The organism is Exiguobacterium sp. s133 (assembly GCF_018618595.1).
In the GTDB taxonomy this organism is placed as follows: Bacteria; Bacillota; Bacilli; order Exiguobacteriales; family Exiguobacteriaceae; genus Exiguobacterium_A; species Exiguobacterium_A oxidotolerans.
Map to the genome: position 1 here is coordinate 288,075 of NZ_JACSMK010000003.1, position 26,613 is coordinate 314,687.

Sequence of the window (26,613 nt, forward strand, 5' to 3'; positions counted from 1 at the left end):
CACTCCTTATTCAACGACAAGCTGTATCGTCGAGCCTGTTTTTCCTTGCGTGACTTCAATTTTAGCATCGACCCGTGACTTCAGCTCCTGGACGTGGCTGATGATCCCGACCATCCGTCCGCTCGCTTGAATCGACAGTAACGTCTCGATCGCTTGTTCGAGCGACTCAGGGTCGAGTGTTCCGAATCCTTCATCGATGAACATCGTCTCAAGGGAAACGCCGCCACTCGCTTCTTGGACGACTTCCGAGAGACCAAGCGCCAGCGCCAGCGACGCTTTAAAGCTTTCGCCCCCGGACAATGTTTTGACATGCCGTGTCTGTGACGTATAAGCATCAAAAACATTCAGGTCGAGGCCATACTTCTTCAAGCCTTTACCGGCTTCCGTCTTCCGCTCAAGCTGGAAGCGACCTGACGTCATCTCCGTCAAGTGGCGGTTCGCCGCCTGGAGAATCTCATCGAAGTACGCCGTCTGGACGTAGGTTTCGAACGTCATCCGTTGCGCATTTTCACCGACTCCAACCCGTGCCAGCTCCCCGATGATCCCGTACCGGGCGTCCTCGGCTTCAATCGTTTGTTGGAGCGTCGCCCAGGCATCGATCAGCTGTTTGACATGGATGTGTTCCTTCTCGGCACCGACACGTTGGTCTGTCGCTTCCGCCAAGCGTCCTTCCGCTGTTTCGACAAGCGTCCGTAAATGCGCGAGATCCGGACGTGCCGCGGCATTGATTTGTTGTTTCAAGCGTTCGAGTCCTGTCGCGACTTCCTGGCGCTTGACACGATCCGCTTCAAGCATCGCTGCGAGTTGTTGCATCTCCTGCCGGGACAATCGCGCCTGTTCGAATTGTTCTAACGTCTCAAAATGCTCTTCCGACAGGGCCTGTTCCAAGTCAGCCTTCGCTTGCGTCCGCGCTGCAACATGTGTCGTCGCCTCTTCGGTAATGTGTTGAAGGCGTCCCTGTCGTTCTGCGACTTCCCGATTGAGTTGATTTTTTTGTTGATCGACCATCGCCCGGTCGGTTTCATATTGTGTCTGTTTCGCCTGCAATGTCTGTTGTTCCTGTTCGAGAACCCCTTTCGACGCTGACGGCTCGCCTGCTTTCGTCAGCAATGCATCAAGTCGGGCAAGCTCAAGTTCGAGTTTCCCTTGTGCCGCGAGCTGCTGATCGATTTGACTCGTCAGTGTCTCAAGTTCTGTTTCGAGCGTCCGCAAGCGTTGTTCGAGCTGACGTTTTTTATCTTGTTGCTGTTTTTGTTCTGCTTCTGCTGCGACGAGGCGGTTGATTTCCGTCCGAATCAGATCGAGTTCCGTCGGCAGCGTCTGTTCTTGCCCGAGTGTTGCGATATCGTGCTCGAGTTGTCGTTTCCGTTCGACGATTGTCCGGTACGTCGCCTGTAATTCCTGGTGGGCCGTCTGCGCTTTTAAATACAGCTGATGCAACGCTTCGACGTCATCCAGCTGTGTCTTCACCGCTGGTTCCGGGTGCTCACGGCTCCCGCAAACGGGACACGCTTCCCCGTCGTGCAGATGTTCAGCAAGCTCGGACGCGAGTTGCATCCGTTCTTTTCGCCGCCCTTCCGCATAGGCCGCTTCCGCTTCATCCTTTTCTTTCCGGACACGGGTCCCGCGTTCAATCAATTGTTGCCGTTCCGTTTCACTCCGTTGCCACTCGAGCCGCTTTTGTTCGAGAGTCTGAAGGCTGAAGCGCCGTTCCTGCAACGTCAGTTGCGTGTCCGAGACGTCAGCCAGTGCCGCGAGTTCTGCTTGGATGCGGGTCCGTTCCGCACGTTTGGTCTCACGCTCTGTCAGTAATGCTTGCGGGTTCAGGCGTGCGACGTCCTCCGCTAAACTTTTTTGTTTTTGTTGCAGGTGTTCCTGTTCGCGCAGTTGCTTCAATTCCGTCTCGATTTGGTCGATCCGTCGGGCCCCGTCACGAATTTCTTGTTCGCGACTCGCTAACTGTTCCGCTTGACCGGTGATTTGGTCAAGACGTCCTTGCAACGTCGTCAGTTCTGACGTCAATTGCGTTTGCGCCGTCTCCAGGCGGACGACCGTCTGCTGCTCTGACAAGAAGGCATCGTATCGTCCCGTGATGGCCGCGGCACGTGTCGCAATCTCATACCGGTTCGCTTGTCGCGTGATGTCGGGTAACGTCACGGCGAGTTCTTGCTCGAGTCGCGACAGCCGTTCATGTTCGACGAAGGCATGTTCGAGTTGTTCCGCCTGGCGGAAGCGTTCGCTAACCTGATTGACGTCTTGACGCACCTGCTGTTCGACTGTTTTGGCGGCAGTGATCGTTTCATCGAGCGACGCTAACAATTCATCCGTCACGCTCCGAATCGTCGTCTCATTTTGATTGACCCAATCAACTTCTAACGGCAATTCCTCCAGTTTTGCGAGCTGTTTCGTTTTTGTCTCTTTGATCGCGGCAGCAAGATCGAGTGCTTTCCGGTGCAAGCGTTGCTGGAACTCACCGTACTGCTCCGTCTTGAACAGTTGCTTCAGGATTTGCAGTTTGTCTTTTGACTCCGCCATCAACAGCTCCCGGAATTTATTTTGCGGCAACAGCAAAATTTGCGAAAACTGTTTATGGTCGAGCTGCAAGAGACTTTGAACCCGTTGCTTGACTTCGGGGATTTTGACGGCGAGCGGTTGCCACGCCGTCCCGTCGAACCGTGCCAGTTCTGCCTCATGCGCATAGTCCGTTTTGTTGACGGGATGCGGTTGGCTCGGTTGGCGAATCACACGATAGCGTTCACCTTTCAGTAAAAATTCCAGTTCGACTTCCGTTTTGACATCAGGGCGCGCGAAATGACTCCGTAAATCCGTCATCTCCCGTTCGCCGCCTGACGTCTCCCCGTAAAGGGCAAACGTCAAGGCATCAAAAATCGTCGTTTTGCCGGCTCCCGTATTACCGGAAATGACGAACATCGTCCGTCCGGCGAGTGCCGTGAAATCAATCGTCTGTTCTTCTGCGAACGGGCCGAACGCCCGTAAGGTCAATCGTTCTGGCCGCATGTCGCTTCCTCCTCTAGGACGGTCTGCATCGCATCCGTCGGTCGTTTTTCCCGGACTGCTTCATAAAATTCACTGAATAAATCGGTTAGCGTCGCCGTCTTGACCTGGTCGCGCGATGCTTGGACGGATCGTGCGCTTTCCCTAGTAAAACCGGTCCGTTCGAGATGCAGGATGTTCGGATAAACTTTTTTCAGCTTACCCATCGGATCTATCAACGCTTCCGCGTCCGTCAAGTTGATTTTGATGTAGTCGTCCGTCGATTGTGTCGCGACGAACGTCGGATCCATCAATTCGGCGAGCGTTCCCGTCAACTCCCGTAAATCTCGTTTCGCGGCAATCGGTTCAAAGCGACGATCAAACGTTCCTGCATCATTGAGCGTCAAGATATCGACGCCTTTGACGTGACTCGCTTCCGAAAAGGAATACTTTAAAAGTGATCCACTGTACCGAATCGTCTCGGAACGGATTGCGAGCGGGTTATGTAGGTGACCGAGCGCCGTGTAAGTGAACGGCGCAAACGTACTGGCACTGATTTGCCCTGCCGTCCCGACCGACAGTTGACGCTCCGAGTCGGTCTCAAGTCCACCGATGACGAAGGCATGACCGACGAGGACGCTTGGTCCTGTAATCGTTAAGGGTTCGATGATTTTTCGCATCGCTTCGTCATGATTCCGAATCGTGTCGTCCTGATAGACGTAACGGACGATGGCCGGATCTGCGAACGGGACCGGATAAAACTTGACGCCTTTAATCTCGATCGGCTCAATCACCGGTGTTAATTTACCGGCGAGATGCAGACCTGACCGTTCGAGCAGGGTCGTCGCGAAACTGAGCCGTTCCGCCGAATCGTGGTTACCGCTGATCGCGATGACCGGAATCCCGCGATCGAGGACGATGTCCGCGAGTGTCGCGTCGAGCAGTTCGACCGCCTCGGTCGGTGGGACGGCGCGATCATATAAGTCGCCCGCAATGACCACCGCGTCCGGGCGTTCCCGGTCGAGTAACGCTAAAAATGCTTCGAGCGCGGCGCGTTGATTTTCAATCATCGATTCGCCGTGGACGATTTTTCCTAAATGCCAATCCGCTGTATGAATCCATTTCATGTTTCCTCACCCTCACTTTACTAATATATTAAGTCCAGTTTAACACGTCTGAAACGATCAAGACGACTCTCGTCCGCACATACGTTTCGAACCGGCATGCGTCTATAATCAAAAAAAAGACAGTAAAGACCGGACGCGACCGGACCTTACTATCCTTTACATTCCATGCATTCATTTCCTTAATGTTTGTGCCGCAACCGCTTGACAGAAGTGATGATGGAGACGGATCCTCCGATGATAGCACCGACTACAATTCCTGTCGTGAATTTTGAGCTCTGATGTTTGTTCGGTATATGGGCTGTGTGTTGTTGTTCGAAAATTTGGGCAAGAGGGGACGCGTCTGGTTCAACTTCGATCAGATGATTGGCATGTGCTTCAATATCTTCCCGTCGTTCGACGCTACAAGGTGACAGATAGAACGGATTTAAGTTCGTCCGGTACCGATCTGGATTCCAATTCGCCTGCTGAACCGGTTCAGCTGTCTGTTCTGTCCGCTTCGTCTGGTCCGATGATTGGACCACTTTATCGAATTCTTGTTTCATCCTAATCACTCCTCTTCGCTTTCAGTCTACCTAAAACGCCATTTTGTGTCTTGAAGTCTTATTTACCTCTTTTCAAAACATCTAAAACATATATTTTGAATGTTAGTTTGATTTTTTTATGACTTTTTAACCGAAAAAGGCGTGATAGAGCTGTTTTGCACGGACGAGTTCCTGTTCCCCGTGAATCAGGACGCGTCCGTCACGAAAGGCGACGAATCGATGCGTCTCCGTCTTAAAACTGAGCAAGTACGGATTTTTCGCGACGATACTGACGACCGGGCTCAGATTCTGTTCAAGACGTTCTAAGTCACGCGCCTCATCTCCACGGACCTGGATGGCGTCACGTCCACACAATGTTGTAAACTGCACCGGCATGTGCGTCAAATACGGATAGGTCCGGTTCTCGCCGCAGGACGGGCATGATGCCTTCTTCAAAGACGCGACATTGATGCGGCTCTGTTCATTCGTCCAGACGTCGAACGCGAGCAATTCCTGCCGTAGCGCGTCCGTCGCACCGACGAGGAGCTTCAAGGCTTCCGCGACTTGATACGCGGCGACGAGTTGAATCGCCGGACCAATCACCCCCGCCGTTTCGCACGTCGCTTGCCCGCGCGGTAAATGTTCGAGCAAACAATGCAAGCACGGGGTCTCGTTCGGGAGGACCGTATAGGTCATGCCGTAACTCCCGACGCACCCGCCGTAAATCCACGGAATTTTGTGTTGCGCCGCCACATCATTGATCAGCATCCGGATATCGAAGTGATCGGTTGCGTCAAGAATCAAATCGACACCTGAGATCAATTGCGGTAATTCGTAACGCGTGACATCGGTGACATGGGCTATAATCTCGACTTCCTGATTGATGGCATTTAAGCGGCGCTCCGCCGCGATCGCTTTCGGGACATGCTGCGCGGCATCGTCCTCCGTGTAAAGGTGCTGCCGCTGGAGATTACTCCACTCGACGTAATCGCGGTCGACGATCGTCAGCTTGCCGATTCCGGCCCGGACGAGTTGTTCGGCACTTGCCGTTCCGAGTGCGCCCATGCCGATGAGGAGGACATGTTTTTTTGTCAGCTCATCTTGTCCCGCCTGACCGATCGGCCGAAACCGGGTTTGCCGTGAATAACGATCCGTCATCGACTCATCCCTGTCTCGGGACTGCTCGCCGTCGCGTACCGTTTCTTTTCGATCCGTCCCGCTTCAAAGCCAAGTCGTCCCGCTTCGACGGCAAGCTTCATCGCTCGCGCCATCTTGACCGGGTCTTTCGCATGGGCGACGGCCGAATTAAGTAAGACGGCGTCTGCGCCGAGTTCCATTGCGTAGGCGACATCGGTCGGTGAACCGATTCCTGCGTCGACGATGACCGGGACCGTCATCTGTTCGATGATGAAGCTTAAGGCCAGTGGATTAAGGATTCCTTGTCCGGATCCGATTGGGGACGCGGCAGGCATGATGGCGTGACACCCGAGTTCTTCCAGTCTTCGTGCCAACAACAGATCGTCTGACGTATACGGTAAGACGGTGAATCCTTCTTTTAATAATTCTTCCGATGCCCGCAACGTTTCGATCGGGTCCGGTAACAGCGTTTTATCACAGCCGATGACTTCAACTTTGACCATGTCGCACAGTCCGGACGCGCGGGCAAGTTTTGCCAGCCGAACCGCTTCTTCCGCTGTCTTCGCCCCCGCCGTGTTCGGTAATAAATGATACTGACTCAAATCAAGCGCCTCTAAAAAGTTCGGTTGACTCGCTTCAAAGATATCCATCCGGCGAACGGAAAAGGTCAGGATGTCTGCTCCTGATGCCTCGACTGCTTGCTGCTGTGTCGTCACGTCGGGGTATTTGCCCGTTCCGAGTAATAACCGCGACTGAAATGTCGTTTGACCAATCGTTAACATGATTAACCGCCTCCTACGAAGTGAACGATTTCAAAAGAATCGCCTGTTTGAATGGGTGTGTTTTGGTATGCTGTCCGCTCGACAATCTGTCGATTCTGTTCGATGATGACCATTTTTTCCGTCAAATTGAGATGATGAATCAATCCGTCGATTGTCGAAATCGTTCCGTCAAGCGTATACGGTTGACCATTAATGGTGAGTTGCATTCGTGTTCCTCCTCGATTCATGTAATGAAAACGGGCGAAGCTCATATTTCGGCGTGATTCCCGTTACCTCGTCTGCCAGGACGGACGCCGTGATCGGGGCGAGTAATATCCCGTGCCGATGATGCCCGGTCGCGACGAATAGGTGCCCGACTCCCGGGACCTGCCCGAGATAAGGCAATCCGTCCGCTGTTTGTGGACGAATCCCGGACCAGATGTCCACGATTTCCGCTTCTCTGATTGCTGGGAACAGTCGCGCCGCCGCCTGCAGGAGATGTTCAATCCCGCTGACGCTGACCCCTGTCGTCTCGTCACCGATCCGTTCCGTCGCCCCGATGATGATCCGTCCGTCAAACTTCGGAACGAGGTACACGTCGTCGCTAAACAACGTCTCGGTCAAGACATGTCCCGGAAGCCGGACGGCGAGGCATTCGCCTTTGACCGGTACCGTCGCGATCTCGACACCACTCGTCGCGAGTAACGCTTCTGATCCCCGACCGCTTGCGACCACGACGTTCCCGGCTTCGCGCTTACCGTTACTTGTCGCAACGCCGACGACGGTCGCCCCTGCCCGGTGCAGTCCCGTGACCATTGTCTGTTCTTCAATCACACCTCCGCGGGCTTTAATCGCGTGACGGAGCGAACGCGTCAACTGGACGGGATCGATTTGACCGACTGAAGCGAACCGGATGTCCCCGTCTGCACGGATCAGTCGAAACGGGTTTTCTTTATAGCCACTATCAATGCCGGTCTCATTAAACAGCTCACGGACGAGGTCGGGATAAAGCTGTCGACTCGCTGCCGCCAGTTGATGTAAGGCAGGGATCAGTTCATGATCCGTCGCAAGCATGCCGGCTGCCGCTCGCGTCGCTCCTTCACTGGAACGATTTTGCTCAAGCACGCGTACCGGTTGTCCTCGTTTGAGCAATTCGTAGGCGAGTGTCAAACCGATTACGCCTGCGCCGACGATTAACGTCTCTGTTGCTTTCATTGATCAAGCACCTCGCGATACGACCGGACTGCTTCGACCGGATTTGCCTGACCGAGAATCCCTGACATCACAGCGATGCCAGCAACTCCGGTCGCGAGGACACCCGCGACATTCTCCGGCTGAATCCCGCCAATCGCGATGACGGGGACTTTTGAAAACGTGACGATTTGCGCGAGTGCCGCTAGTCCGCGCGGGGCGACGTCCTGTTTTGACGCCGTCGCAAAGACATGACCATACATGACGAAGTCGCTGCCCGTCTCAAGCGCTTCCGTCAAGGAGTGGATTGATCGGCCGATTTGTAGCTCGCTGAATTGACGCCGCACGACAGCGACGGGAATACTGCGCGATGTCAACTGGACACTTGACTTCGTCACGAGGGCGACATCGAGCCGGTCATGGACGATTAGTTTTTCACGTGGAACACCGGCGCATACTAGCTCCTCGATCAATTGGACGAGTCGGTCCGCCGACCAACCCGGTTCCCGGATATGAATCATGTCGACATAAGGCACAACAGCCGGCAAGACTTCTAGAAGATGTGTCAGCTCTTTTGTCCCGGTCGTCACAATATGTAACTTCGGACGCATACCTTCTCCTCCTTGCTACACAAAAAGGACCACCCCATGAACATGATGGAGTGGTCCGAAAAATGTCCAGGTAAGACCTGAGACAGGATGATAATCAGAAGCCACTTCCCTCCGCTAGTACGAACTAGATCAGGTTCAAAGGGTCCGGATATTTCCGTCTCAGTCTGCTGCGAGACTCCCCTAGTGTAGAACTATTTAGTGTTGGTTGGTTCATTCGTAGTCTACCATGACCGCTCGCTTGATTTCTAGTCTGACTTGTCAGTTCAGCCAATCCGTGACCGTTTTGACCTGTTCCGTCAATTGTTCACGCGTTGGAATCAGCTTCGTGTCTGCTAAATCATACGTTTGTTTCAGACGTAAGACACGTGTCACTTTCGCGTCGAGGTCAGCCCGTGATAACGACTTGTCTTTGATCCCCTGCATAATTGCCGCATGGACATCCGCATAAGCACCGGCTTGCGAGAACATCGCCATGTCGGCACCACGCTCGAGGGCGAGACGCGAAGCTTGGGCGAGACCATATTGTTTCGTGATCGCACCCATTACGAGGTCGTCCGTCACGATGACGCCATCGAACTTCAACTCTTCACGCAACAGCTGTTGCATGACCGGCTCTGATAACGACGACGGATTGTCTGGGTCGAGCGCCGGGAATAAAATGTGTGCGACCATCACCATTTCCGCTCCGGCATCGATTGCCGCTTTGAACGGGACGAGTTCCAGTTGCTCGAGTTGCGCTTTCGTCTTCGTCACGGTCGGTAAGCCGACATGCGAATCGACGGTCGTATCGCCGTGTCCGGGAAAATGTTTGACGACCGGCACGACATCTTCCGACTTGATTCCCTGCATTAACGGGACACCGAGCCAGGCGACGTCATCCGGCTCAGCACTGAGTGCCCGGTCACCGATGATCGGGTTCGCCGGGTTACTGTTGACATCAAGAACCGGGGCGAAATCCATATTAAATCCATAAAACCGTGACATCGCACCAAGCGCCTGTCCGGTCTTTTGCATCAATGCCGGATCGTTTTTCTGACCGAGCGTCAGACTCGGAGGTAAATGAAACGTTTGATCCGGGACACGACTGACACGTCCTCCTTCTTCATCGAAGCCGAGGAACGCGAGCGCTTCGTCGTCTTGTGCGTTCTTGATTGCTGCCGTCAAGGTTTTCAGCTGGGCGTCTGACGTGATATTGCCTCCGAGTAACAGGACACCGCCTATCGCGTGATCGTTTAACAGACTTCGGTCCGCGTCCGATAACGTCGTCCCGCTGATCCCGATATACAGCAATTGATCGACCTTTTCAGCAGTCGAGAGTTTGGCGAGCTGACGTTTGATGTCTTGCTCCGCCTGGTCGGCAGCCGTCGGTTCGTCAGCGACCGGCTGTTGCTGACTCGTCTTCGGTTCCGGTTTCGTCTTCGGTTCTGTTGCTGGTTCACTCGCGCATGCCGTCAAAAAGCAAGCCGTTAAAAGCAGGTAAATCGGTTTCAAAGCGGTTCCTCGTTTCTTACGCCATTGATTGAATAATAGACTTCAATTTCAGCATTCAGTGATTTCGAGACAGAACAGTATTTATCTTTTGATAACGAGACGGCCCGGCGGACTTTATCATCCGGCAAGTCGCCTTCGAGACGATAATGAATCGAAATCGTCGTAAAGCGGCGCGGGTGTTCCGTCGCCCGTTCTCCCTCAATGTCCATCTCAAACGAGGTTAACGGTAAACGCATTTTTTCTAAAATGGAGACGATGTCCATTCCCGTACAGCCGGCGACTGCGTGTAACAACAATTCAGTTGGTCGTGGTGCTCCGTTCTCCCCGTTATTTTCAGGTGCTGCATCCATTGCCAGTTGGTGTCCGGACTCCGTCACTCCACTAAAGCCCATCTTGTGATTCCATGTAATTGTCGCTTGCATTTTTCTCACTACCTTTCGATTTTTAGTTCGGTTCGCTTCGCTCTCCTTCATTATAGCGTAGTCTCACCTGAAGAAAATTGACATGCTATTCAAAATAATTCTTCTTTTCCGTTTCCATCCGATTCCCGTTCACCTGACACACGAATCATGCTATTCTGAAAAACGATAGTTTCGCGCTGCTTAGCGCTAGAATTGAGGAATTGATATGTCATCTACTACCCGTTTAAGTAAAACGGACTGGCTTTTAATCGCCACCCTCTCCTTACTGACGTTCGTCTTAGGCACAAGCGAATTCGTCATTGTCGGGATTTTATCAGAAATCGCTTCGGCCCTCGGAATTACGATTGCGAAAGCCGGCACACTCGTCTCCGCCTTTGCGATTGCCTTCGCGATCGGGACACCGTTCACGATGTCGATCACGGGACGCTTCGAACGTCGCAAATTGATGCTCAGCCTGATCTTTGTTTGGGTCGTCTTGAACTTTTGCAGCAGCATCGCCGACACCTACTCGCTACTGCTCGCAACACGGATCGTCACGGCCGTCCTGACCGGTGTCTTGATTTCGCTTGCGATGGTCGTCGCGAGTGACAGTGTCCCGGTCGCGAAACGCGGTGTCGCCGTGTCGTTCATCTTCGGCGGCTTCACGCTCGCGAACGTCTTCGGCGTCCCGATCGGCACGTTCATCGGGCAACATGCCGGTTTTGAAGCGACGTTTTGGCTGACGACAGCCCTCGGACTGATTGCTTTTTTCGCCGTTTTCAAAGTCGTCCCGCGGCAACAGGCGACGGCGTCAAGTTCCGTTAAGGATCAACTGCGCCTGCTCGCGAACCCACGTATCATGATTGCCTTCTTCATCCCGTCGTTCGGATTTGGTGCGACCTATGTCGTCTACACGTACCTCGTGCCGATCCTCGAACTTGAACTCGAGCTGCCGCGGGCCTGGATCAGTCCAATCCTCCTCGCGTACGGCGTCGTCTCGATTTTCAGTAACATTCTGGCCGGGAAAATCGCCAGTCATAATCCGATCGGTCGGTTACGGTTTGTGTTCGTCGTGCAAGCGTTCGTCTTGGCGGCCTTATATGTCACGACATCATCCGTCACGCTCGGACTGGTCAATATCGCTTTGATGTCACTGATGTCGATTTTATTGACGACATCGACACAAATCTATCTGATTGACTTGGCGGAAAAGTTCAACCCGGAAGCAAAAGGACTCGCTGCGTCCTTGATGCCGGTCGCAAGTAACGTCGGGATCGCTTTCGGCTCCGCGCTCGGTGGACTCGTTTACGCGAGCGGACCGATGATGAATACGGCGCTCGTCGGCGGACTTGTCGCTTTGCTTGCCGCGTTGTTGACTGCAATCAGCTTCCGACTCGACCGACGCTCATAATCAAGTAACTTGAACATAATGATCCAATGAACCCGCATCCTATAAACTGGTAACTGGTAGTACGAAAGGGAAATTAACGTTTGAGCTTCTATTCATACCCATAATAAAAGCACGATGCCCCTTTCTTCCAGGTCGGCATCGTGCTTTTTCGATTATTTTTCAAACTCTAAAATCGTTTGTTGCATCGGAACACCAGACATCGAAACCGTCCGTTCAACGAAAAGATAACGTTTCCCGCTTACTAAAAAGCGGCGGTTTCCTAAGTACTCGACCTGTTTTCCGTCCTGCTTTAATTTCTGCTCAATTGCTTTGACATGCTCATCGAGCGTATAAAAACGATCGTCAAACGTCATCGTGATATTTTTCTTTTTGAAGCCAAGTAAGTAACTGAAGAAAAACCAAAATGCTGCCCCGACTGCAATAATCCCCAAAATAATTTCCATCTGAACTTCCCCCTTTGTTTAACCTATTCTACGGATATATGCCTAAAAAGTTCCTATTTTTTTGATTATTTTGTCATTTACTAAAGGCTTATACGATTCTTTTATAAAGGGGTGAAGCGTCTGCATCAAAAAAAGAGCCTTATCTACATAATGATTGAAGGCATACGTTTTTTTGACGACGTCAAAAGGACCTCCCGTCAACGCTGGAGGTCCTTGACTATTCTTATTTCCGGTCCCAAAAACGTGCTTGGGCGATGCCTTCGATGAACGAATCAAAATGATCCAAGTTATGTTCTTTGAATAAGAAGACACCCGGTTGATCCGTTTCAACACGGCACTTATCGAGTACTGAGTCATCATGGAGATGTAACGCCAGCGGTTTAGCATGTTTATACGTGTTCTCGATAAATTCGAGCACGTCGTCCGCTACTTTTGAAGATGCGCTGATTAAGAATGCGGCGTCAAACAAACTTGAATCGACCGTATCATACGTTTCTTTTACTTTCATTTCACCTAGTGTATAGGCTTTTTTACCAACGAGGCTGTAATTGATGTTATGCTCCGCCAGTTTTTCGACCCACGCCTTCACCTGATTTGCATCCACGTCCCCTGCAAGCAACAGAGCAACACTGCGCGTATCCGTTTTTCGAATCGTATGTTCCATACTGAGGGCATCTGAGCGTTTCTCTGATTGAACCCCTTCATCCGTCGTCGGTACCGCAACGTCAATGTTCTCCGCAACCTCTTTCGCGAGGGCATGGTCGATATGATTCAGCAAATCCACGGCATTCGTTTTGACAACATCAGATTCACACTTTCCGAGCTCGAAGCTGTAGGCATCACGAATGTGTTGTTGTTCAACAGCAGTCATGCTGTTGTAAAAGAGCTTCGCCTGTGAATAAAAGTCGAGGAAACTTTCACTCCGGCCACGCACTTTATGGCCGTCGACTTTTTCCTGGTAATGTTCAAAACCGCCTTCTTCGACCGGGACAGGCTCAGGCTGATTTTCATTCAAACCATTTTTGTGATAGCTCGTCTGTCCTTTATGGACCGCCATCTGATGCATGCCGTCCCGCTGATTGTTATGGTACGGACAAACCGGCTGATTGATCGGGATTTGATGGAAGTTCGGTCCTCCGAGTCGGGACAACTGTGTGTCCGTATATGAGAACAACCGCCCTTGCAACAACGGATCATTTGAAAAATCAATTCCCGGAACGATGTGTCCTGGGTGGAACGCTACTTGTTCTGTTTCCGCAAAGAAATTGTCGACATTGCGGTTCAATGTCATTTTACCGACGAGTCGGACCGGTACTTCTTCCTCCGGCCATAGTTTCGTCGGATCGAGAATGTCAAAATCGAACTTGAACTCATCCTCTTCCGCAATCAATTGCAGTCCGAGCTCCCATTCCGGGAAATCCCCCTTATCGATTGCTTCATATAAATCAACGCGGTGGAAATCAGGATTTTTACCAAGTGCTTTTTGTGCTTCATCCCAGACTTGCGAATGAACACCAAGTTTTGGTTTCCAGTGGAACTTAACAAAGTGCGCCTTCCCTTGTGCGTTGACGAGTCGGAATGTATGGACGCCGAACCCTTCCATCATCCGAAGGCTCCGTGGAATTCCACGGTCACTCATCGCCCACATGACCGTATGTGCAGTCTCATGATTTTGACCGATGAAATCCCAAAACGTATCATGCGCGCTTGCGCCTTGCGGAACTTCCGTATGTGGCTCCGGTTTGACGGCATGGACGAAATCAGGAAACTTGATGGCATCTTGAATGAAGAATACCGGAATGTTATTCCCGACTAAATCGTAGTTGCCTTCATCCGTATAAAACTTCGTCGAGAAACCACGGACATCACGGACCGTATCTCCTGAACCGCGTGACCCTTGGACCGTCGAAAAACGGACGAAGACCGGTGTCGTTTTCGAGGGATCGTTCAAAAAGCCCGCTTTCGTAATCTCAGCTAGCGGTTCGTATACCTTAAATTCACCATGTGCCCCGACACCTCTAGCATGGACGATTCGTTCCGGAATCCGTTCATGGTCAAAGTGTGTCATCTTCTCTCTAAAGTGGAAGTCTTCAATCAATGTCGGTCCCCGTAGTCCTGCCTTTAGCGAAAATTCATCTTCCGCCATTTTCAACCCTTGATTCGTCGTCAGTCCCGCTTTTTTCGTGTTATCGATTTGGTGCGCCTTCATTTGTTCTTCTTTTTTATTCGTCATACTGTTACCTCCCCATAAGTAAAAGCAATCGGTGTCAATCAGCTAGTTAGGTCATCGCTACCATCAATACGGTGTCGGATCTTCTTGTGGTGCATCCGGTATTTCTGTCGGTTCCGGAAAAGTATCCGGCTCCGGCTGACGGATTGGATCTTCTTGCGGCGTGTCCGGAATTTCCGACGGTGGTGTTCCCGGCACTTCATTCGGTTCGTGATTCGGTTCGTGCTCCGGTACTTCGTTCGGATTCTTCTTCATAAAAAAGACCTCCTTATGATGTAATATAATCGCCGCCATTGATATGGATGGTTTGTCCCGTGACGTAACTCGAGTCGCGTGACGCGAGGTAAACATAAGCTGGAGCATTTTCTGAAGGTTGTCCCCGACGCTTCAGTAACGTGTCTTCCCCATGTGCTTCGACCTTCTCTTTCGAGAACGTCGCCGGAATTAACGGTGTCCAAATCGGACCCGGTGCGACGGCATTGACACGAATGCCTTTTTCGACGAGGCTCGATGCAAGCGAACGTGTTAACGTCGTAATCGCCCCTTTTGTCGCCGAATAATCGATCAACGTCGGTGCCCCGCGATAAGCCGTCACGGACGACGTATTGATGATTGTATCTTCTTCTTTAAGATGCGGTACGGCAGCCTGCGTCAAATAAAACATCGAGAAGATGTTCGTTTCGAACGTCTCCTGCAACTGTTCCGGTGTGATGTCTAAAAAATCATCTTGCGGAAATTGTTTTCCTGCGTTGTTGACGAGAATATTCAGTTGACCGAATTCCTGAAGCACCTGATCAATGATTGGTTTTGCATTTTCCGGACGGCTGACGTCTTTCGCAAATGCAAGGGCCTTAACTCCGTACCCTTCAATTAACTGCTTCGTTTTTTCCGCGTCCTGTCCTTCATTTAAGTAAACGATCGCGACATTTGCGCCTTCTTTTGCGTAAGCGACCGCGACGGCGCGACCAATCCCGCTGTCACCGCCAGTGATAAGCGCGACTTTCCCTTTCAGCTTCCCGGAGCCGACATACTCGGGATCGTCATAAATCGGTTCAGGATTCATTTCGGACTCGATTCCTGGTTGATGATCTTGTGTTTGCCCTTTTGCTTCTTCATGCATATCCCTCAGTTGCTTTTCGCGCATCTCACTCATCCCCTCTACTGTGATAATTGACTTCCTTAGTTAACATTCCCTTGCCATGTATGAATAAACGTCATTCCATAAAAAAATTCCCCTTCAAAAAGGGGATACAGACTACAGACAAACTCTTATGAAACATGAACAGGCTATAAAAAGAGGCAATCCGTTCGCGCTGCTTTGTCTCGCCTCGTCTTCAAAGCGGCAATCTTCCGCACCACTACAGCAAAGCTGCAGAGTCGCGACCGATTGCTTTTCGCGGTTCTAAGCGATTCGAGACGACTTGCGCCTCACCCGGGGAAAGCAACGAAAAAAGACGCTTGATCTCCCAATCGCACGTTGTCTACAGCCAGAATCCCCTTCAAAAAAGGGTGCATACAAGTCTTACTCCAGGAATTCATTCTTTTATTAGACGGTCCCACTCACCTGTCTTCAGCATCGTTTTTAACTGTAGGGGATAGAATTCGATGGATGGCAATTCGTCGATCGGGACGAACCGGTAAATCAGTTCCTCGCCCTCGACACCGTAAAAATCTTCCGTCGTCACATTGATCTCATTTAACAACTCGACTTCGTAATAAAAACCGACTTCATGAAAAGCGACGTCTTCATATGTAAAGAAATTTTCGTGAACGCACAAAAAACGTTTAACTTGTGCTTCTAATCCTAATTCTTCTTTGATTTCACGGACAACCGCTGTCTCCCCACTCTCCATCAGTTGAATCCGTCCCCCTGGTAATGCCCAAAAAGCATCTCGAATATTCCGATGAATTAAGAGACACCCTTCCTTGACGATCACGGCAGCCGCCCGGTGATTGAATCGTTGCTTCTCAAACTTAAAGTTAATATCCAACTGTTCCACACTCCTTTGTTATGTTTCGATACAATATCATAATTTCCCATAATTGACTTTGTAATAAAAAAGTCAAACAGATGACATGGACAAACCCTCGTCTCAAGGGATTGCGTAATTATCTCAAAACGAAGATTACAATATATATTATCTAAAGATATTTTAGAAATAAAATTGAAATATCGATTTGTAAATTCCGAATGCTATACTCAGTTTGTTCGAAAGCACCACTCACTCTACTAACTCAATCTACTCTATATACAACACATCCTATTTAATGACTCAGTCATTTCATTTTTCATTAACCCGTCACTTTGTTTTCACATCAGGAGGATTTACAACATGAAACGTATTTTGACAACTATGACGATGAGCGCGCTTGTCGTTTCAGGATTTGCAGCTACGGGTACAGGTAAGGTTGAAGCGGCTGGTACTTCTTATAAAGTAAAAGTCATGGCAGACGGACTTCGCGTTCGGACCGGCCCTTCAACAAAATACCGGATCATCGGAGGCGTCAACTCGGGCCAAACGTTTAAGTACCTTGGACGTAAAGGAAACTGGACGAAAATCATCTACGGTGGAGAAAAACGCTACGTATACTCAGGATACGTTAAAAAGTACAGCCTCAAGTCTAAAACAAGCACTGCAAAAAAAGCATCCGTCTCGTCTAGCTTTATTCGCCCGACAAGCGGGACTCTGACGCAACGCTATGGCAATGCAAGCGGCCGCTACGGATATACGTTCCATAACGGTGTCGACTTCGGAGCGAAGACAGGAACTCCTGTTTATGCGACAGCCACTGGGAAAGTCATCTCCTCAAAATATCAAGGCGCGTACGGAAACTACATCATGATGTCACATAAGGTGAACGGTTTAACCTACACAAGTGTTTATGCCCACCTCAATTCACGTAAAGTTTATGCGGGTCAAACGATTGCAAAAGGAACGAAGATCGGAACAGTCGGTAGCACAGGTAATGCATTCGGTGCTCACCTTCACTTCGAACTTCATCGTGGCAGCTACGTCTACAGCAGCTCTTCAGCCGCAAGTAGTGTCAACCCACTCAACTTACTTTAAACCAAAGAAAGGCACCTCTAATCAGGTGTCTTTTTTGTTAGGATTCCTATTTTGAAAACTTAAAAAATTTTTTAAACATCAAAATTACAAAAATTCAAATTTTAAAAAATACTATTATTTCCATTTCAACTTTATCTTAAACGACTTCAACTTGTCACACTTTTTATCAATTCCCCAGTGTATGAACATTTTTTAAACATCTAAAATGTGTTGATATATATAGAAAAACCAATAAATGTCATATGTTATTTTTGGATAGCTTAAATATATTCTATTGAAACATTTCCGAAATGTTAATGTAATATTTAAACATTTTAAGTAATGTTATACTCATTTATGAAATTTAGTAGAACATATTTTCAACAAACAACTGACCTATCGTGTTGAGTTTCAAGGAGGACATACATAGATGAACAAATTATTAACGAATTTAACAGTATCTGCCATTGCAGTAGCTGGATTGACAACATTTGCAGTCCCGAAAGTCGATGCTGCGACAACTTACTATAAAGTTAAAGTCATGGATGACGGTTTACGCGTCCGGACCGGCCCCTCTACTTCATCAAGCGTCATTACGGGTGTTGCTAAGGGAGAAACCTACAAGTATCTCGGGCGTACCGGCAACTGGACAAAAATTTTATACGGGTCAAGTAAAGTTTATGTTTCTTCGTCTTATGTCAAAAAATATTCAGTCACACGTTATTATAAAATCAAGGTAATGGCGGATAACCTTCGTGTCCGGACAAGTTCTTCGACAAACAGCCAGCAGGTCGGTTCGGTCGATAGTGGAGAAACGTACCGCTACCTCGGCAAAAAAGGCGACTGGATTAAGTTCCTTTATAATGGCGATAAGCGTTATGTGCACGCCGACTATGTAAAAAAATACGCGGTCTTAAAATTAACGAATTCAGGTGCTAGTAAAGCCTCAAAAGATTTCGTCACACCGACAAGCGGACCGATTACACAAGGTTACGGGGCAGCGAGCGGCGTTTACGGTTATACGTTCCATAACGGCATCGATTATGGTGCAGCAAAAGGAACGCCCGTCTATGCGACAGCTGCCGGTAAAGTCACGACGTCTAAAAACTATGGCGCGTACGGGAACTACATCATGATGACTCATACAATTGACGGATCTTCCTTCACAAGCCTCTATGCTCACTTAAATAGCCGGAGCGTCTCCGTCGGTCAAACGGTCTCGCAAGGACAACTGATCGGAACGGTCGGCGAAACAGGAAATGCTTTCGGAGCACACCTTCATTTCGAGCTTCATCGTGGTACATATGTCTACAGCGCAACCTCCGCTGCAAGCAGTGTCAATCCGCTCGATTACTTATAAGACAACACCCCCGACCACATCCGGTCGGGGGTGTTTGTTTTCTGACTCATTTTAATTTTGCTTGATAGGCTTTCGAGTAACGGTCCGCGGCGATGATCGCATCAGCCACTTCTTCCGCCGTCACATCGAATCCATCATGGATTGTCTCACCATCTGCCGTCGCCGCTTCCCCGACTTTCAAGATGTCGTCGCGCGAGGCATCTTTGAGTTTGACGTCTTCGAGCGTGACCGGTAACCCGAGGTCCATATAAAATGCGATATACCGCTCGATTTCTTCTTGACTGTGTTGCTCAAGTGCGAGCTGGACGAGCGTCCCGAACGCAACTTTTTCACCGTGCGTCAAGTGGTGGATGTCCCCGTCAAGTGCTGTAAAGCCGTTATGAATCGCGTGTGCCGCGGCTAGTCCCCCACTTTCGAAACCAAGTCCACTCAGTAACGTATTCGCTTCGACGACTGCTTCAAGAGCCGGCGTAACGACTTTTGCTTGAACCGACTCATACGCGAGTCGACCATGTTCGAACAACACTTCCTCACAGCGTTTCGCGATCGCTTCCGCCGCAATCGTCGGCCGACCACCGGCCATTGTCTTCCCGCCGAATGCGATGACACTTCTGACCTCGACCCAGGTCGCGAGCGCGTCGGCAATCCCGGACGCGAAGAATCGCGCCGGTGCTTCCGAGATCAGCTTCGTATCGACGAGGACAAGATCGGGATTCTTTTTATAGAAGCGATAGCTCTCAAAAATCCCGGCGTCTGAATAAATGACTGATAACGCGCTCGTCGGTGCATCGGTCGAAGCAATCGTCGGCACGATGACGACAGGCACCGTTAGTTCGTCCGAGACGGCTTTCGCCGTATCCAGCGTCTTCCCGCCGCCGACCCCGACGACAAAGCGGACGTCCGCTTCTTTCGCCTGCTTCGTGATCCGTTCGACTTCATGGCGCGATGCTTCGCCGCTAAAGTCGACTTGTTCGATACCAATTTTTTCTGTTTCAAAGGAGTCATGAATCCGTTGCCCGACGATTTTAAAGACGACATCGTCTGCGATCAACAGAGCTTTGTCACCGAACGGGCTCACGTATGTACCGAGCCGGTCGATGACGTTTTTTCCTTGGACGTACTTGCTTGGGCTGATGAAGACACGTTCTGACATAATCAACATCCTTTCCGAGAAAACACGAAACAATGACGTACACAATAGTGTTTCCCTGTTCGCGCCGCTTCTTAAACGCTGATCTGTATGACCATTACATGAACTGCAGTTGTGATTTTTCTAATACATCGCGTACTTTACGACAATCTGTTTTTAATTGTTCATCCGGACTATCACCGAACCATTCAAGACTGGCCGTTTTCAATGTTAACGCTTGCTTCAGTTCTTCGAAAAATCTTTCGTAATCAATGATTCCATCAAACAGCGGTACCATACCGTCACGTGTTCCACCTACCGCATATACGTTTGCCGGATTAAAGACTTCGAATTGATCCGTCCGGGCAATCGACTTCAAGTGAAGATGTTCGATGACTGGTTCAAGACGACGGTAAGCAGTGACCGGATCAGCACCTGATTCGACGACATGCAACACATCAAAGTTCAGCCGGCAAGCCGGATGGTTCACTTCGCGTACTAACCGTTCCGTCGATTCAATCGTGTCCGCTGCCGTATTTGGATGAATTTCAATTAACAGCAGTTGCTTGCTTTGATCTAGAACCTTACAAACGCCCTGCAACTGATAGACGAGCCGGACCCGTTCCGGTTCGGTCAACTGCTGACTTGACTTGTTGCCCGCAAAAATCCGAATACGCCTTGTTCCGATTCGTTGTCCTAAACGGGATAACGCTTTCGTCTGTTCAAGCAACACCGATAATGGTGCGTCAAACGATAGATAATGACTCAGCATACTGACCTCTATAGCATGCTCGCGTAAACGCAATATTTCATCGTCCTGTAAATGCTTCGCATGAACCCCCCAAACATCTAACGCATCAAACTGCTCCGCCAATGCGTAGGATAATAAGTCGTCAAACGAGCGGAGATGATGGCGATAGCTGATGGTACACAGTGCAATTTTCATCTGTTTCCCCTTCTTTCCGGCAGTATTCGTTAAATAATCCGATGAGCTGTTGTTTGATCGTATCTTCTAAGATCGTCTGATCTGCGAGCAACGCTTGAATCTCAGTCAAAACAGCTGGATCGCACGTCATACTGTATTTAATTGTTCGGTGCTGGATGACAGTATATTGATTGACGAGTCGTTCGATTCGATCACACCACCCGTCGAAATCGGAAGAGCCTAAATCGAGACCTAACTGTTCATAAAAATAAGCAAAAGCATGTTCATAGGCATATTTACGGATCGCGATGACCGGAAGTTGTTTTAGCGCAGAAGGTAAGCGATTTGGTGTTTTCTTATGATGCGAGACAATTTTTCCGACTGCTTCCGTCAACGGGTGGTGCCGCTTGAGACCACTCATGAAGTAAGCTGCGACCGTTTCCCGATCCGGAAGTTTGACGTGACTCCCGTCAAACCAGAACCCTCCGGCGACAGTCGGCTGATCGATTGCCTGGATGATCCGTACGCGATCCATTTCACCTTCATATCTAAAATCCGGGTCCATCATCCGCCATGTCTCTTCGTCATCCGTTGGTTCAAGCATCACATAATGTGGAAATACGTCATGGTGAAACTTGTTTTCCCGCTCCGGTAACTGCGCGAGATCCAGCATGACGATAATCGATTGTTCCGGTCGTTTCGTTTTCATGAGTCGTTCGAGGTTCATGATATTCGTAGCCCGTGACAGGGTCCGGTCATACCACTGATGGACTGTGATCCCGTACAGTAACCGGTACCACTCGAGCATCGCTTCATGATTAATCTCCGGGGCATGATGCGATAAAACAAAATCGGACGTCAAGCCAAAGTCGGCGTCCCAAATCCCGAAATAATACGGACGATGATCTGCTTGCGACCGCTTGATTGTTTCACAGACACAACTGACGAGACAGTGAACTTTTATCATCAAAGCACCTCCTTTTTTGTTAGCGCAGCTAAGAACATTTCAACCGTCATCTGTGGAAGCTGTCCGAGTTGCTCGTCGGCTAGAACGAGACCGTATTCAAGCTCCAGATGAACGAGCAACTGCAACAATCGCATCGAATCCAGTTGCAGTTCATCGCGAAGCCGCTCCTGTCCCGTCACTACGATCGGTAAGATGACATCGAGTTGCGCCTCGACGATTTGATGAAATGTCTGCTGGTCGAGGAAGGAACTCATGACGTCACCCCCAGTCGGATTCGACTGATTTTTCCGTTCGGCAGTTTTTTTATTTCCGTAACAAACGTCCAGTCAGTCGGACATTGATGTGGAGCAAGATGCGCATGGCAAAACGAGCGTAATGTCTCCTCGGTCGCCGAACTGACGATCTGGACACAGACTCGTTCGCCTTGCAGACGATCACTTTTCTTGAAGACGACGGCTTCGTTGACGTCGGCGCGACGTAGTAATACATCTTCAACATCTGCTGGATAAACGGATAGACCAGATACATTTATCATTTCGTCCAACCGGCTGAAGAAGAACAATTCGCCGTTTTCCGACGCTCCGACCAAATCCTTCGTACCCGTCCAGGTTCCATCTGATTCGACTAGCAATTCAGCCGGTTGATTTATAGTTCCAGCCTCCGTTTGAAGATGTGGTAACGGATAGCCAATCGCCTGCGCTGTTTTCGGATCAGGGTGTAATGCGATGCAACCGGTTTCTGAGCATCCGTATTGCTGTAAAAGATGATCGGTCACGTCCTGAATCGCTTCAAACCAACTATTCGGCAACGTCATACCGGAAATCATCACTGCAAATAGCCGCTGCTTAAATTGACTGAGCAGATAGACAAGCCCCGGTCCCGCATACAAAATCGCATCCGGATGTGCCCGACAGACACGCAAGACATGTCGCGGTGCCGTATGTTCGAGAATGACGGGTACTGCCCCCCGATATAGCGTCGCCATGACACCGCAAATCAAGCCGAATGAATGTGATGTCGGACAGGCGACAATCGTTCCTGTTCCATGCGGTAACGGAAAACATTGATTGTATGCTGTCACTTCTTGTTCAATCGACAACCATGTCCGGTGAATCACTTTCGCCTCTCCGGTCGTACCGGAGCTGAATTGAATCAGACCTCCCGGACGAGGTTTTGCCTGCGTCAATCGAACCGGTTGTTGAAAATCACCATAAATTAAAAAGTCACACCCTGCTCGTTCCGCCATATCGCGTGCACCGGCTTCCGGTAAGTCCGGATGAAGTGGTACGACCGTTCCTTGTGTTCTTTTCATAAGTAAACAAAAGGCAATCCAGGCTGCCGTGTCTTTAGTACAAACTGCAACAACTGTAGTCCCGGGGTCAGCGAGCCAACTTAACTGGCAAACGGGATGATCTGTCAGCATTTGTTCAGTATAAAGCGTCTCTTCAATGTATAACATGCGTTTCGCTTCCCTTCTGCGTCCTTGTATATAATGTATTGCAAACAAGATGCCGGCACTGCCCTGTCTCGAATTTACGCGCGAAGAGGGACTCCGTGTACATGGTCGCTTCGCCGAATCCTAAGGCGGCAAAGCGATCCGGCGACAGCTCGAGTCGGTCGAGTACCGCGGCAGCCCATTTGAAAAATGTTGTTTCTTTCAAGCCGTACTTGTCCTCCAACTGATGCGATAATTCCGTCAAATGAAATACAAATACCGTATCGCTGACGAGCTCGCGTAATGCCTCGACGTCTTTCATTTCGTAATATGTCCCGACCGGCGAATTAAAAGCGGGATGGATGGTCTTAAAATCAGGTATCTCCTCCGGATGCCGGACAAATTTCCCGACATATTCGACGCTATCATGAAAATCCCGCAAAATTAGTCGCGTTGGCCAGCCGTCTTTTAACACGAGTAAACTATTTTGGGCATGTGCTTCGAGAGCAAGCCCTTCTTCGGCGACGAGACGGAAGACCGGTTGTAAATAAACGGTCAGAAACTGTTTTACCCACTGTTCCATCCCGTATTTCTTGAACCACGGGTCAAGAAACAGTCCCCCGTTCGCTTCGTTGAGGGCAAGCGCCGTAAAAGGGATGACTGTTTCCTCAGCTGTGACATTCGTCAGGACATTGTCGCGATAGAGACAGCCGATGCGGCCTGATAATTTTCCGTCCTTCGTCTCGACGACCTGACTGGCGAATTCGCGGAGCAACGTTACGGGAAGCTTTTCCGCTCTTCTGATCAGCCAATCGGATAACACCGGTGCCGCAACAATGCTCGGGACGTCAAACGTCCGTCTCGCCGACGTCTGGATGAGATCAAGCGGGAGCTTAATATGCGGAGCATCCGGTACGCCTGGTTGGAAAACAGTCCGGATTGATTGAGTCGCTTGAAACAGGGGACCGCTTTCTCCAAGGTCAATGCCGCCCGACTCGAGGACATCCATCCCGACGCATCTCCATTGCCACGGGTGGACCGGAACAATTTGATAATCGGCGGAATCATTTGTTGCGCGGATTAGAAGTGCATTTAAGCACTCAAGGGTCGCTTGACCGAATGCCTGTTCCATCACGCCATTCATTTGTGTCATGTGGACAGTAGTAGCCGGAAGTGCGACGAACCGTAAACGAAACCGCTGTCCCGACTCCGGTCCATATCGCCAATGATCGGCGCGCGAAAATCCGATGCGGGACTTGAAGCATGGATGATACGGATGTCCTTCGATTAACGCCTGCTCTAAAGCACTGTATGTCATTTGCGTTCGTGCAACGATGGGGACGGGACAGCTCTCATCAAGCGCGACCGTTTGCTCGAGCTCTTGCCGGAGCGAATCCTTAATTTGAAAACACGCGATGATTTGCGCCAGTGTCATCGGTTGAACTTGATTGTTTTTGGTCAGCACACCTGTAGAAAGTTCGAGCCAAATCCGGTCAAATGCCCCACGCCTCCCGTTAATCGTCAGTTCATACGGGGGACGGATGAATCGAAACGTCGCATTGCCGTCTTGTCGCGGATGTTCACTGAACGGCTCGATCCGTTCGAATAAAAGTGCTTCAAGAAGTTGTTTGCAGACACGTTGTTCGCTCGTTTGCCTCATGAGGGACCTCCCGTTGTAATGGATTAGCGATTTCAATAAAGATGACCCGCTCCCCGCTGACTTCCAGCTCGTCGAGTGCATGCAGACGTGTCAGCAAGTTCGCCTTGTACGGTAGCGTCTGACGTGAGCGGACATAGTGAATCCAGTCTTGAGCCGGACCGGACAATGTTTGCTGTCGTTGATCAAGCCAAGTTCCGAGCCAATCGAGCATGTCCTGTTCCCGTAAGAGTCCGTCTCGGTCAAAACGGTGAAGCAGTCCGCCCAAATGGTTCCAGACCATGTAATACGTTAACCGTTCCTCAATCGTCGACTCGTCATAAAACAGTTCTCGTGCCTGATCCAATGATGGTTCCAAAGACAATAATTTCTCTTCGCAGGACAGGGCGAGATAATACCCTTGGTTATCGCGGAACTGATAACGGATAGGCCGTCCCTGTTCAACAGTAATCAGGCTGTTTTGTTGGTGTGCCTCAAGCGCGATGCCGTAGTTGTCGTACAACTCGAGCAACGCCCCGAGTGTCAGTTCGATATACGTTGCAAACCAGTCCCATGCAGCTTCTTCCAATGACTGATCCGCTTGTTTCGCTTCGAGGACGAGCGACATCAAAACGGAAGGTTCATTTTCCAGCGGTTCCTGGACGAGTGCAGCGACATTGACCGCGTCGGCTTGTGCTTCCCGGTAAATTACTTCAAAACCGGATTCTTCCGTATCCGTCCAAAGTGTGGCGTATGCCGGATCATGCGTAATTGAAAATCCTCGGGGCAACGTCAAATGCCCGGCGAGACGTTTCATGACTATCCCTGCCGTTAGTTCATGTCGTTTGTTGACTCGTCGTGAATTCGTTACCTGGACGGGAATCGAAAACTTCAACATGTGCAGGCCGTCGGTATGTAAAACCGTCCGGATTGAAGATGTCGCATAATACAGTGGACCGAGCTGCCCGAGGTGGCGAATCCGTCCCTGTGCCACTAATGCTTTAACAGTCGTTTGCGTCAACAAAAACTGAGTTTGCATAGGGTGTGCCGGCAGAAGCGCTTCCCCAGCTGAAAGTTTTACCGTTGATTCGAGTTGCTTGCACATCTGCTCACTGATCAGCCGATCCGTCGCACTTTCCTCAATCAGTAAAGTCCGATCGACGGCAAAATAATCGAGTTGGAAACCGTTTTTAAATTCCGGAGCATATGCAATTTGTTCCCAGTCATGCATTCCCACCCGACTTTTCGGCGTCGGGTGAAACCAATGTCCGAACCGAACTGTCTGTTCATGTTCAAGGAATGTATGAGCTCGCGTCGTCTCGTCCAACTGATGTGTGATGACTTGACACATCACCCGATGGCTATCGAGGACCCGGTATAGTAAATCCGTTAATCCCGGTACAAGCCGTTGAAGATGTTGGCAACACGCTATGATGAAGACAAGAGGTGCTTCTTCCACCCATCCGCTCGAAGTCTGGCGATAAATCCGCCCGATTTCATGTCGTCCAATGCGTGAACGATGACGGATTTCGAGGATATAGACTGTTGTCACATCAATTCGGCAACCACTCTTACCGCACTTCTCTCTCTCCTCCTCTTTCGGAATGAACCAATCAACTGTTTTGACTTCACGGAGATAACTATTCGCAAATGCCTGGAGCGTTGCCCGGGTTGCAATCTCATCGATACGTTCTTGTCGTGTTGTCATGACTGCCACTATCCTTCCATCAATTGATAACGATTCTCATTGTAAGAAAAGAGAAAAACGGGTTTCCCCGTTCCTCTTCCTGCTCTGT

The 26,613-nt window shown here is 50.1% G+C and carries 25 protein-coding genes and 1 riboswitch; of the genes, 3 read left to right on the top strand and 22 right to left on the bottom strand.

Annotated elements, in window-relative coordinates:
• Window positions 1-6: 6 nt before the first annotated feature.
• From KNP96_RS06405 to KNP96_RS06450, 10 genes are all read right to left on the bottom strand, one after another.
• On the bottom strand, window positions 7-3,018 hold the full coding sequence (locus tag KNP96_RS06405; RefSeq protein ID WP_214769633.1) for an AAA family ATPase: 3,012 nt from the start codon (window positions 3,016-3,018) through the stop codon (window positions 7-9).
• On the bottom strand, window positions 3,000-4,121 hold the full coding sequence (locus KNP96_RS06410) for an exonuclease SbcCD subunit D (protein WP_214769635.1): 1,122 nt from the start codon (window positions 4,119-4,121) through the stop codon (window positions 3,000-3,002). Before KNP96_RS06410 ends, KNP96_RS06405 begins: the two co-directional genes overlap by 19 nt.
• Window positions 4,122-4,300: 179 nt before the next feature.
• Window positions 4,301-4,663, bottom strand: a complete 363-nt coding sequence (locus KNP96_RS06415) for a hypothetical protein (RefSeq protein ID WP_214769637.1) — start codon at window positions 4,661-4,663, stop codon at window positions 4,301-4,303.
• A 126-nt stretch (window positions 4,664-4,789) separates the two neighbouring features.
• The gene (locus tag KNP96_RS06420) at window positions 4,790-5,800 is read right to left on the bottom strand and encodes a ThiF family adenylyltransferase (protein WP_214769639.1); all 1,011 of its coding nucleotides are present in this window, start codon (window positions 5,798-5,800) and stop codon (window positions 4,790-4,792) included.
• Window positions 5,797-6,561, bottom strand: coding sequence for a thiazole synthase (locus tag KNP96_RS06425; RefSeq protein WP_088836837.1), 765 nt, complete (start codon window positions 6,559-6,561; stop codon window positions 5,797-5,799). The genes KNP96_RS06420 and KNP96_RS06425 overlap by 4 nt, the downstream gene beginning before the upstream one ends.
• A gap of 2 nt (window positions 6,562-6,563) precedes the next feature.
• The gene (thiS, locus tag KNP96_RS06430; protein WP_159172662.1) at window positions 6,564-6,767 is read right to left on the bottom strand and encodes a sulfur carrier protein ThiS; all 204 of its coding nucleotides are present in this window, start codon (window positions 6,765-6,767) and stop codon (window positions 6,564-6,566) included.
• Window positions 6,751-7,755, bottom strand: coding sequence for an NAD(P)/FAD-dependent oxidoreductase (locus KNP96_RS06435; RefSeq protein WP_214769641.1), 1,005 nt, complete (start codon window positions 7,753-7,755; stop codon window positions 6,751-6,753). The genes thiS and KNP96_RS06435 overlap by 17 nt, the downstream gene beginning before the upstream one ends.
• Window positions 7,752-8,342, bottom strand: a complete 591-nt coding sequence (locus KNP96_RS06440; protein ID WP_214769643.1) for a thiamine phosphate synthase — start codon at window positions 8,340-8,342, stop codon at window positions 7,752-7,754. Before KNP96_RS06440 ends, KNP96_RS06435 begins: the two co-directional genes overlap by 4 nt.
• 89 nt (window positions 8,343-8,431) lie before the next feature.
• A riboswitch (TPP riboswitch) is annotated at window positions 8,432-8,534 on the bottom strand.
• Between the two features lie 66 nt (window positions 8,535-8,600).
• Window positions 8,601-9,833, bottom strand: a complete 1,233-nt coding sequence (gene nagZ / locus KNP96_RS06445) for a beta-N-acetylhexosaminidase (RefSeq protein ID WP_214769645.1) — start codon at window positions 9,831-9,833, stop codon at window positions 8,601-8,603.
• A complete protein-coding gene (locus KNP96_RS06450; protein WP_088836833.1) occupies window positions 9,830-10,255 on the bottom strand; it encodes an OsmC family protein in 426 nt (141 codons plus the stop codon). The genes nagZ and KNP96_RS06450 overlap by 4 nt, the downstream gene beginning before the upstream one ends.
• Window positions 10,256-10,460: 205 nt before the next feature.
• Here KNP96_RS06450 and KNP96_RS06455 point away from each other — a divergent pair, with 205 nt between their 5' ends.
• The gene (locus KNP96_RS06455; RefSeq protein ID WP_214769647.1) at window positions 10,461-11,645 is read left to right on the top strand and encodes an MFS transporter; all 1,185 of its coding nucleotides are present in this window, start codon (window positions 10,461-10,463) and stop codon (window positions 11,643-11,645) included.
• 152 nt (window positions 11,646-11,797) lie between these two features.
• On the opposite strand, the gene KNP96_RS06460 is transcribed toward KNP96_RS06455, so the two are convergent.
• The 5 genes from KNP96_RS06460 to KNP96_RS06480 form a co-directional block, all read right to left on the bottom strand.
• The gene (locus KNP96_RS06460) at window positions 11,798-12,088 is read right to left on the bottom strand and encodes a hypothetical protein (protein ID WP_029333417.1); all 291 of its coding nucleotides are present in this window, start codon (window positions 12,086-12,088) and stop codon (window positions 11,798-11,800) included.
• A 223-nt stretch (window positions 12,089-12,311) separates the two neighbouring features.
• Window positions 12,312-14,321 carry a catalase gene (locus tag KNP96_RS06465; protein ID WP_214769649.1) on the bottom strand — a complete coding sequence of 670 codons (2,010 nt, stop codon included), beginning with the start codon at window positions 14,319-14,321 and terminating at the stop codon, window positions 12,312-12,314.
• A gap of 63 nt (window positions 14,322-14,384) precedes the next feature.
• Window positions 14,385-14,573: a hypothetical protein gene (locus KNP96_RS06470; protein ID WP_029333410.1), complete on the bottom strand. Its 189-nt coding sequence runs from the start codon at window positions 14,571-14,573 to the stop codon at window positions 14,385-14,387.
• Window positions 14,574-14,586: 13 nt separating this feature from the next.
• Complete coding sequence (locus KNP96_RS06475) at window positions 14,587-15,462, bottom strand: SDR family oxidoreductase (protein WP_214769651.1); 876 nt, start codon at window positions 15,460-15,462, stop codon at window positions 14,587-14,589.
• A gap of 391 nt (window positions 15,463-15,853) precedes the next feature.
• Window positions 15,854-16,318, bottom strand: a complete 465-nt coding sequence (locus KNP96_RS06480; protein ID WP_088836828.1) for an NUDIX hydrolase — start codon at window positions 16,316-16,318, stop codon at window positions 15,854-15,856.
• A 333-nt stretch (window positions 16,319-16,651) separates the two neighbouring features.
• Here KNP96_RS06480 and KNP96_RS06485 point away from each other — a divergent pair, with 333 nt between their 5' ends.
• Both KNP96_RS06485 and KNP96_RS06490 read left to right on the top strand, forming a co-directional pair.
• Window positions 16,652-17,386: a peptidoglycan DD-metalloendopeptidase family protein gene (locus KNP96_RS06485; protein WP_088836827.1), complete on the top strand. Its 735-nt coding sequence runs from the start codon at window positions 16,652-16,654 to the stop codon at window positions 17,384-17,386.
• 409 nt (window positions 17,387-17,795) lie between these two features.
• The gene (locus KNP96_RS06490; RefSeq protein ID WP_214769653.1) at window positions 17,796-18,725 is read left to right on the top strand and encodes a peptidoglycan DD-metalloendopeptidase family protein; all 930 of its coding nucleotides are present in this window, start codon (window positions 17,796-17,798) and stop codon (window positions 18,723-18,725) included.
• A gap of 46 nt (window positions 18,726-18,771) precedes the next feature.
• Here the strand turns inward: KNP96_RS06490 and KNP96_RS06495 are convergent, their stop codons facing one another.
• From KNP96_RS06495 to KNP96_RS06525, 7 genes are all read right to left on the bottom strand, one after another.
• On the bottom strand, window positions 18,772-19,878 hold the full coding sequence (locus tag KNP96_RS06495) for a glycerol dehydrogenase (protein WP_088836825.1): 1,107 nt from the start codon (window positions 19,876-19,878) through the stop codon (window positions 18,772-18,774).
• 94 nt (window positions 19,879-19,972) lie between these two features.
• Window positions 19,973-20,800 carry a sugar phosphate isomerase/epimerase family protein gene (locus KNP96_RS06500; protein ID WP_214769654.1) on the bottom strand — a complete coding sequence of 276 codons (828 nt, stop codon included), beginning with the start codon at window positions 20,798-20,800 and terminating at the stop codon, window positions 19,973-19,975.
• Window positions 20,748-21,746: a DUF6005 family protein gene (locus KNP96_RS06505; RefSeq protein ID WP_214769656.1), complete on the bottom strand. Its 999-nt coding sequence runs from the start codon at window positions 21,744-21,746 to the stop codon at window positions 20,748-20,750. The genes KNP96_RS06500 and KNP96_RS06505 overlap by 53 nt, the downstream gene beginning before the upstream one ends.
• Entirely contained in the window at window positions 21,746-22,000 is a 255-nt protein-coding gene (locus KNP96_RS06510) for a hypothetical protein (RefSeq protein ID WP_214769660.1), read from the bottom strand. Before KNP96_RS06510 ends, KNP96_RS06505 begins: the two co-directional genes overlap by 1 nt.
• On the bottom strand, window positions 21,997-23,205 hold the full coding sequence (locus KNP96_RS06515; RefSeq protein WP_214769665.1) for an AMP-binding protein: 1,209 nt from the start codon (window positions 23,203-23,205) through the stop codon (window positions 21,997-21,999). The genes KNP96_RS06510 and KNP96_RS06515 overlap by 4 nt, the downstream gene beginning before the upstream one ends.
• Window positions 23,192-24,841 carry an IucA/IucC family protein gene (locus KNP96_RS06520; RefSeq protein WP_162288269.1) on the bottom strand — a complete coding sequence of 550 codons (1,650 nt, stop codon included), beginning with the start codon at window positions 24,839-24,841 and terminating at the stop codon, window positions 23,192-23,194. Before KNP96_RS06520 ends, KNP96_RS06515 begins: the two co-directional genes overlap by 14 nt.
• Window positions 24,798-26,525, bottom strand: a complete 1,728-nt coding sequence (locus KNP96_RS06525; protein WP_214769669.1) for an IucA/IucC family protein — start codon at window positions 26,523-26,525, stop codon at window positions 24,798-24,800. The genes KNP96_RS06520 and KNP96_RS06525 overlap by 44 nt, the downstream gene beginning before the upstream one ends.
• Window positions 26,526-26,613: the final 88 nt, after the last annotated feature.

Bases quoted from the DNA above. Each gene is read 5' to 3' on its own strand.
- KNP96_RS06405 (WP_214769633.1), bottom strand. From the start codon at position 3,018: ATGCGGCCAGAACGATTGACCTTACGGGCGTTCGGCCCGTTCGCAGAA.
- KNP96_RS06410 (WP_214769635.1), bottom strand. From the start codon at position 4,121: ATGAAATGGATTCATACAGCGGATTGGCATTTAGGAAAAATCGTCCAC.
- KNP96_RS06415 (WP_214769637.1), bottom strand. From the start codon at position 4,663: ATGAAACAAGAATTCGATAAAGTGGTCCAATCATCGGACCAGACGAAG.
- KNP96_RS06420 (WP_214769639.1), bottom strand. From the start codon at position 5,800: ATGACGGATCGTTATTCACGGCAAACCCGGTTTCGGCCGATCGGTCAG.
- KNP96_RS06425 (WP_088836837.1), bottom strand. From the start codon at position 6,561: ATGTTAACGATTGGTCAAACGACATTTCAGTCGCGGTTATTACTCGGA.
- thiS (WP_159172662.1), bottom strand. From the start codon at position 6,767: ATGCAACTCACCATTAATGGTCAACCGTATACGCTTGACGGAACGATT.
- KNP96_RS06435 (WP_214769641.1), bottom strand. From the start codon at position 7,755: ATGAAAGCAACAGAGACGTTAATCGTCGGCGCAGGCGTAATCGGTTTG.
- KNP96_RS06440 (WP_214769643.1), bottom strand. From the start codon at position 8,342: ATGCGTCCGAAGTTACATATTGTGACGACCGGGACAAAAGAGCTGACA.
- KNP96_RS06450 (WP_088836833.1), bottom strand. From the start codon at position 10,255: ATGCAAGCGACAATTACATGGAATCACAAGATGGGCTTTAGTGGAGTG.
- KNP96_RS06455 (WP_214769647.1), top strand. From the start codon at position 10,461: ATGTCATCTACTACCCGTTTAAGTAAAACGGACTGGCTTTTAATCGCC.
- KNP96_RS06460 (WP_029333417.1), bottom strand. From the start codon at position 12,088: ATGGAAATTATTTTGGGGATTATTGCAGTCGGGGCAGCATTTTGGTTT.
- KNP96_RS06465 (WP_214769649.1), bottom strand. From the start codon at position 14,321: ATGACGAATAAAAAAGAAGAACAAATGAAGGCGCACCAAATCGATAAC.
- KNP96_RS06470 (WP_029333410.1), bottom strand. From the start codon at position 14,573: ATGAAGAAGAATCCGAACGAAGTACCGGAGCACGAACCGAATCACGAA.
- KNP96_RS06475 (WP_214769651.1), bottom strand. From the start codon at position 15,462: ATGCGCGAAAAGCAACTGAGGGATATGCATGAAGAAGCAAAAGGGCAA.
- KNP96_RS06485 (WP_088836827.1), top strand. From the start codon at position 16,652: ATGAAACGTATTTTGACAACTATGACGATGAGCGCGCTTGTCGTTTCA.
- KNP96_RS06490 (WP_214769653.1), top strand. From the start codon at position 17,796: ATGAACAAATTATTAACGAATTTAACAGTATCTGCCATTGCAGTAGCT.
- KNP96_RS06495 (WP_088836825.1), bottom strand. From the start codon at position 19,878: ATGTCAGAACGTGTCTTCATCAGCCCAAGCAAGTACGTCCAAGGAAAA.
- KNP96_RS06500 (WP_214769654.1), bottom strand. From the start codon at position 20,800: ATGAAAATTGCACTGTGTACCATCAGCTATCGCCATCATCTCCGCTCG.
- KNP96_RS06505 (WP_214769656.1), bottom strand. From the start codon at position 21,746: ATGATAAAAGTTCACTGTCTCGTCAGTTGTGTCTGTGAAACAATCAAG.
- KNP96_RS06510 (WP_214769660.1), bottom strand. From the start codon at position 22,000: ATGAGTTCCTTCCTCGACCAGCAGACATTTCATCAAATCGTCGAGGCG.
- KNP96_RS06515 (WP_214769665.1), bottom strand. From the start codon at position 23,205: ATGTTATACATTGAAGAGACGCTTTATACTGAACAAATGCTGACAGAT.
- KNP96_RS06520 (WP_162288269.1), bottom strand. From the start codon at position 24,841: ATGAGGCAAACGAGCGAACAACGTGTCTGCAAACAACTTCTTGAAGCA.
- KNP96_RS06525 (WP_214769669.1), bottom strand. From the start codon at position 26,525: ATGACAACACGACAAGAACGTATCGATGAGATTGCAACCCGGGCAACG.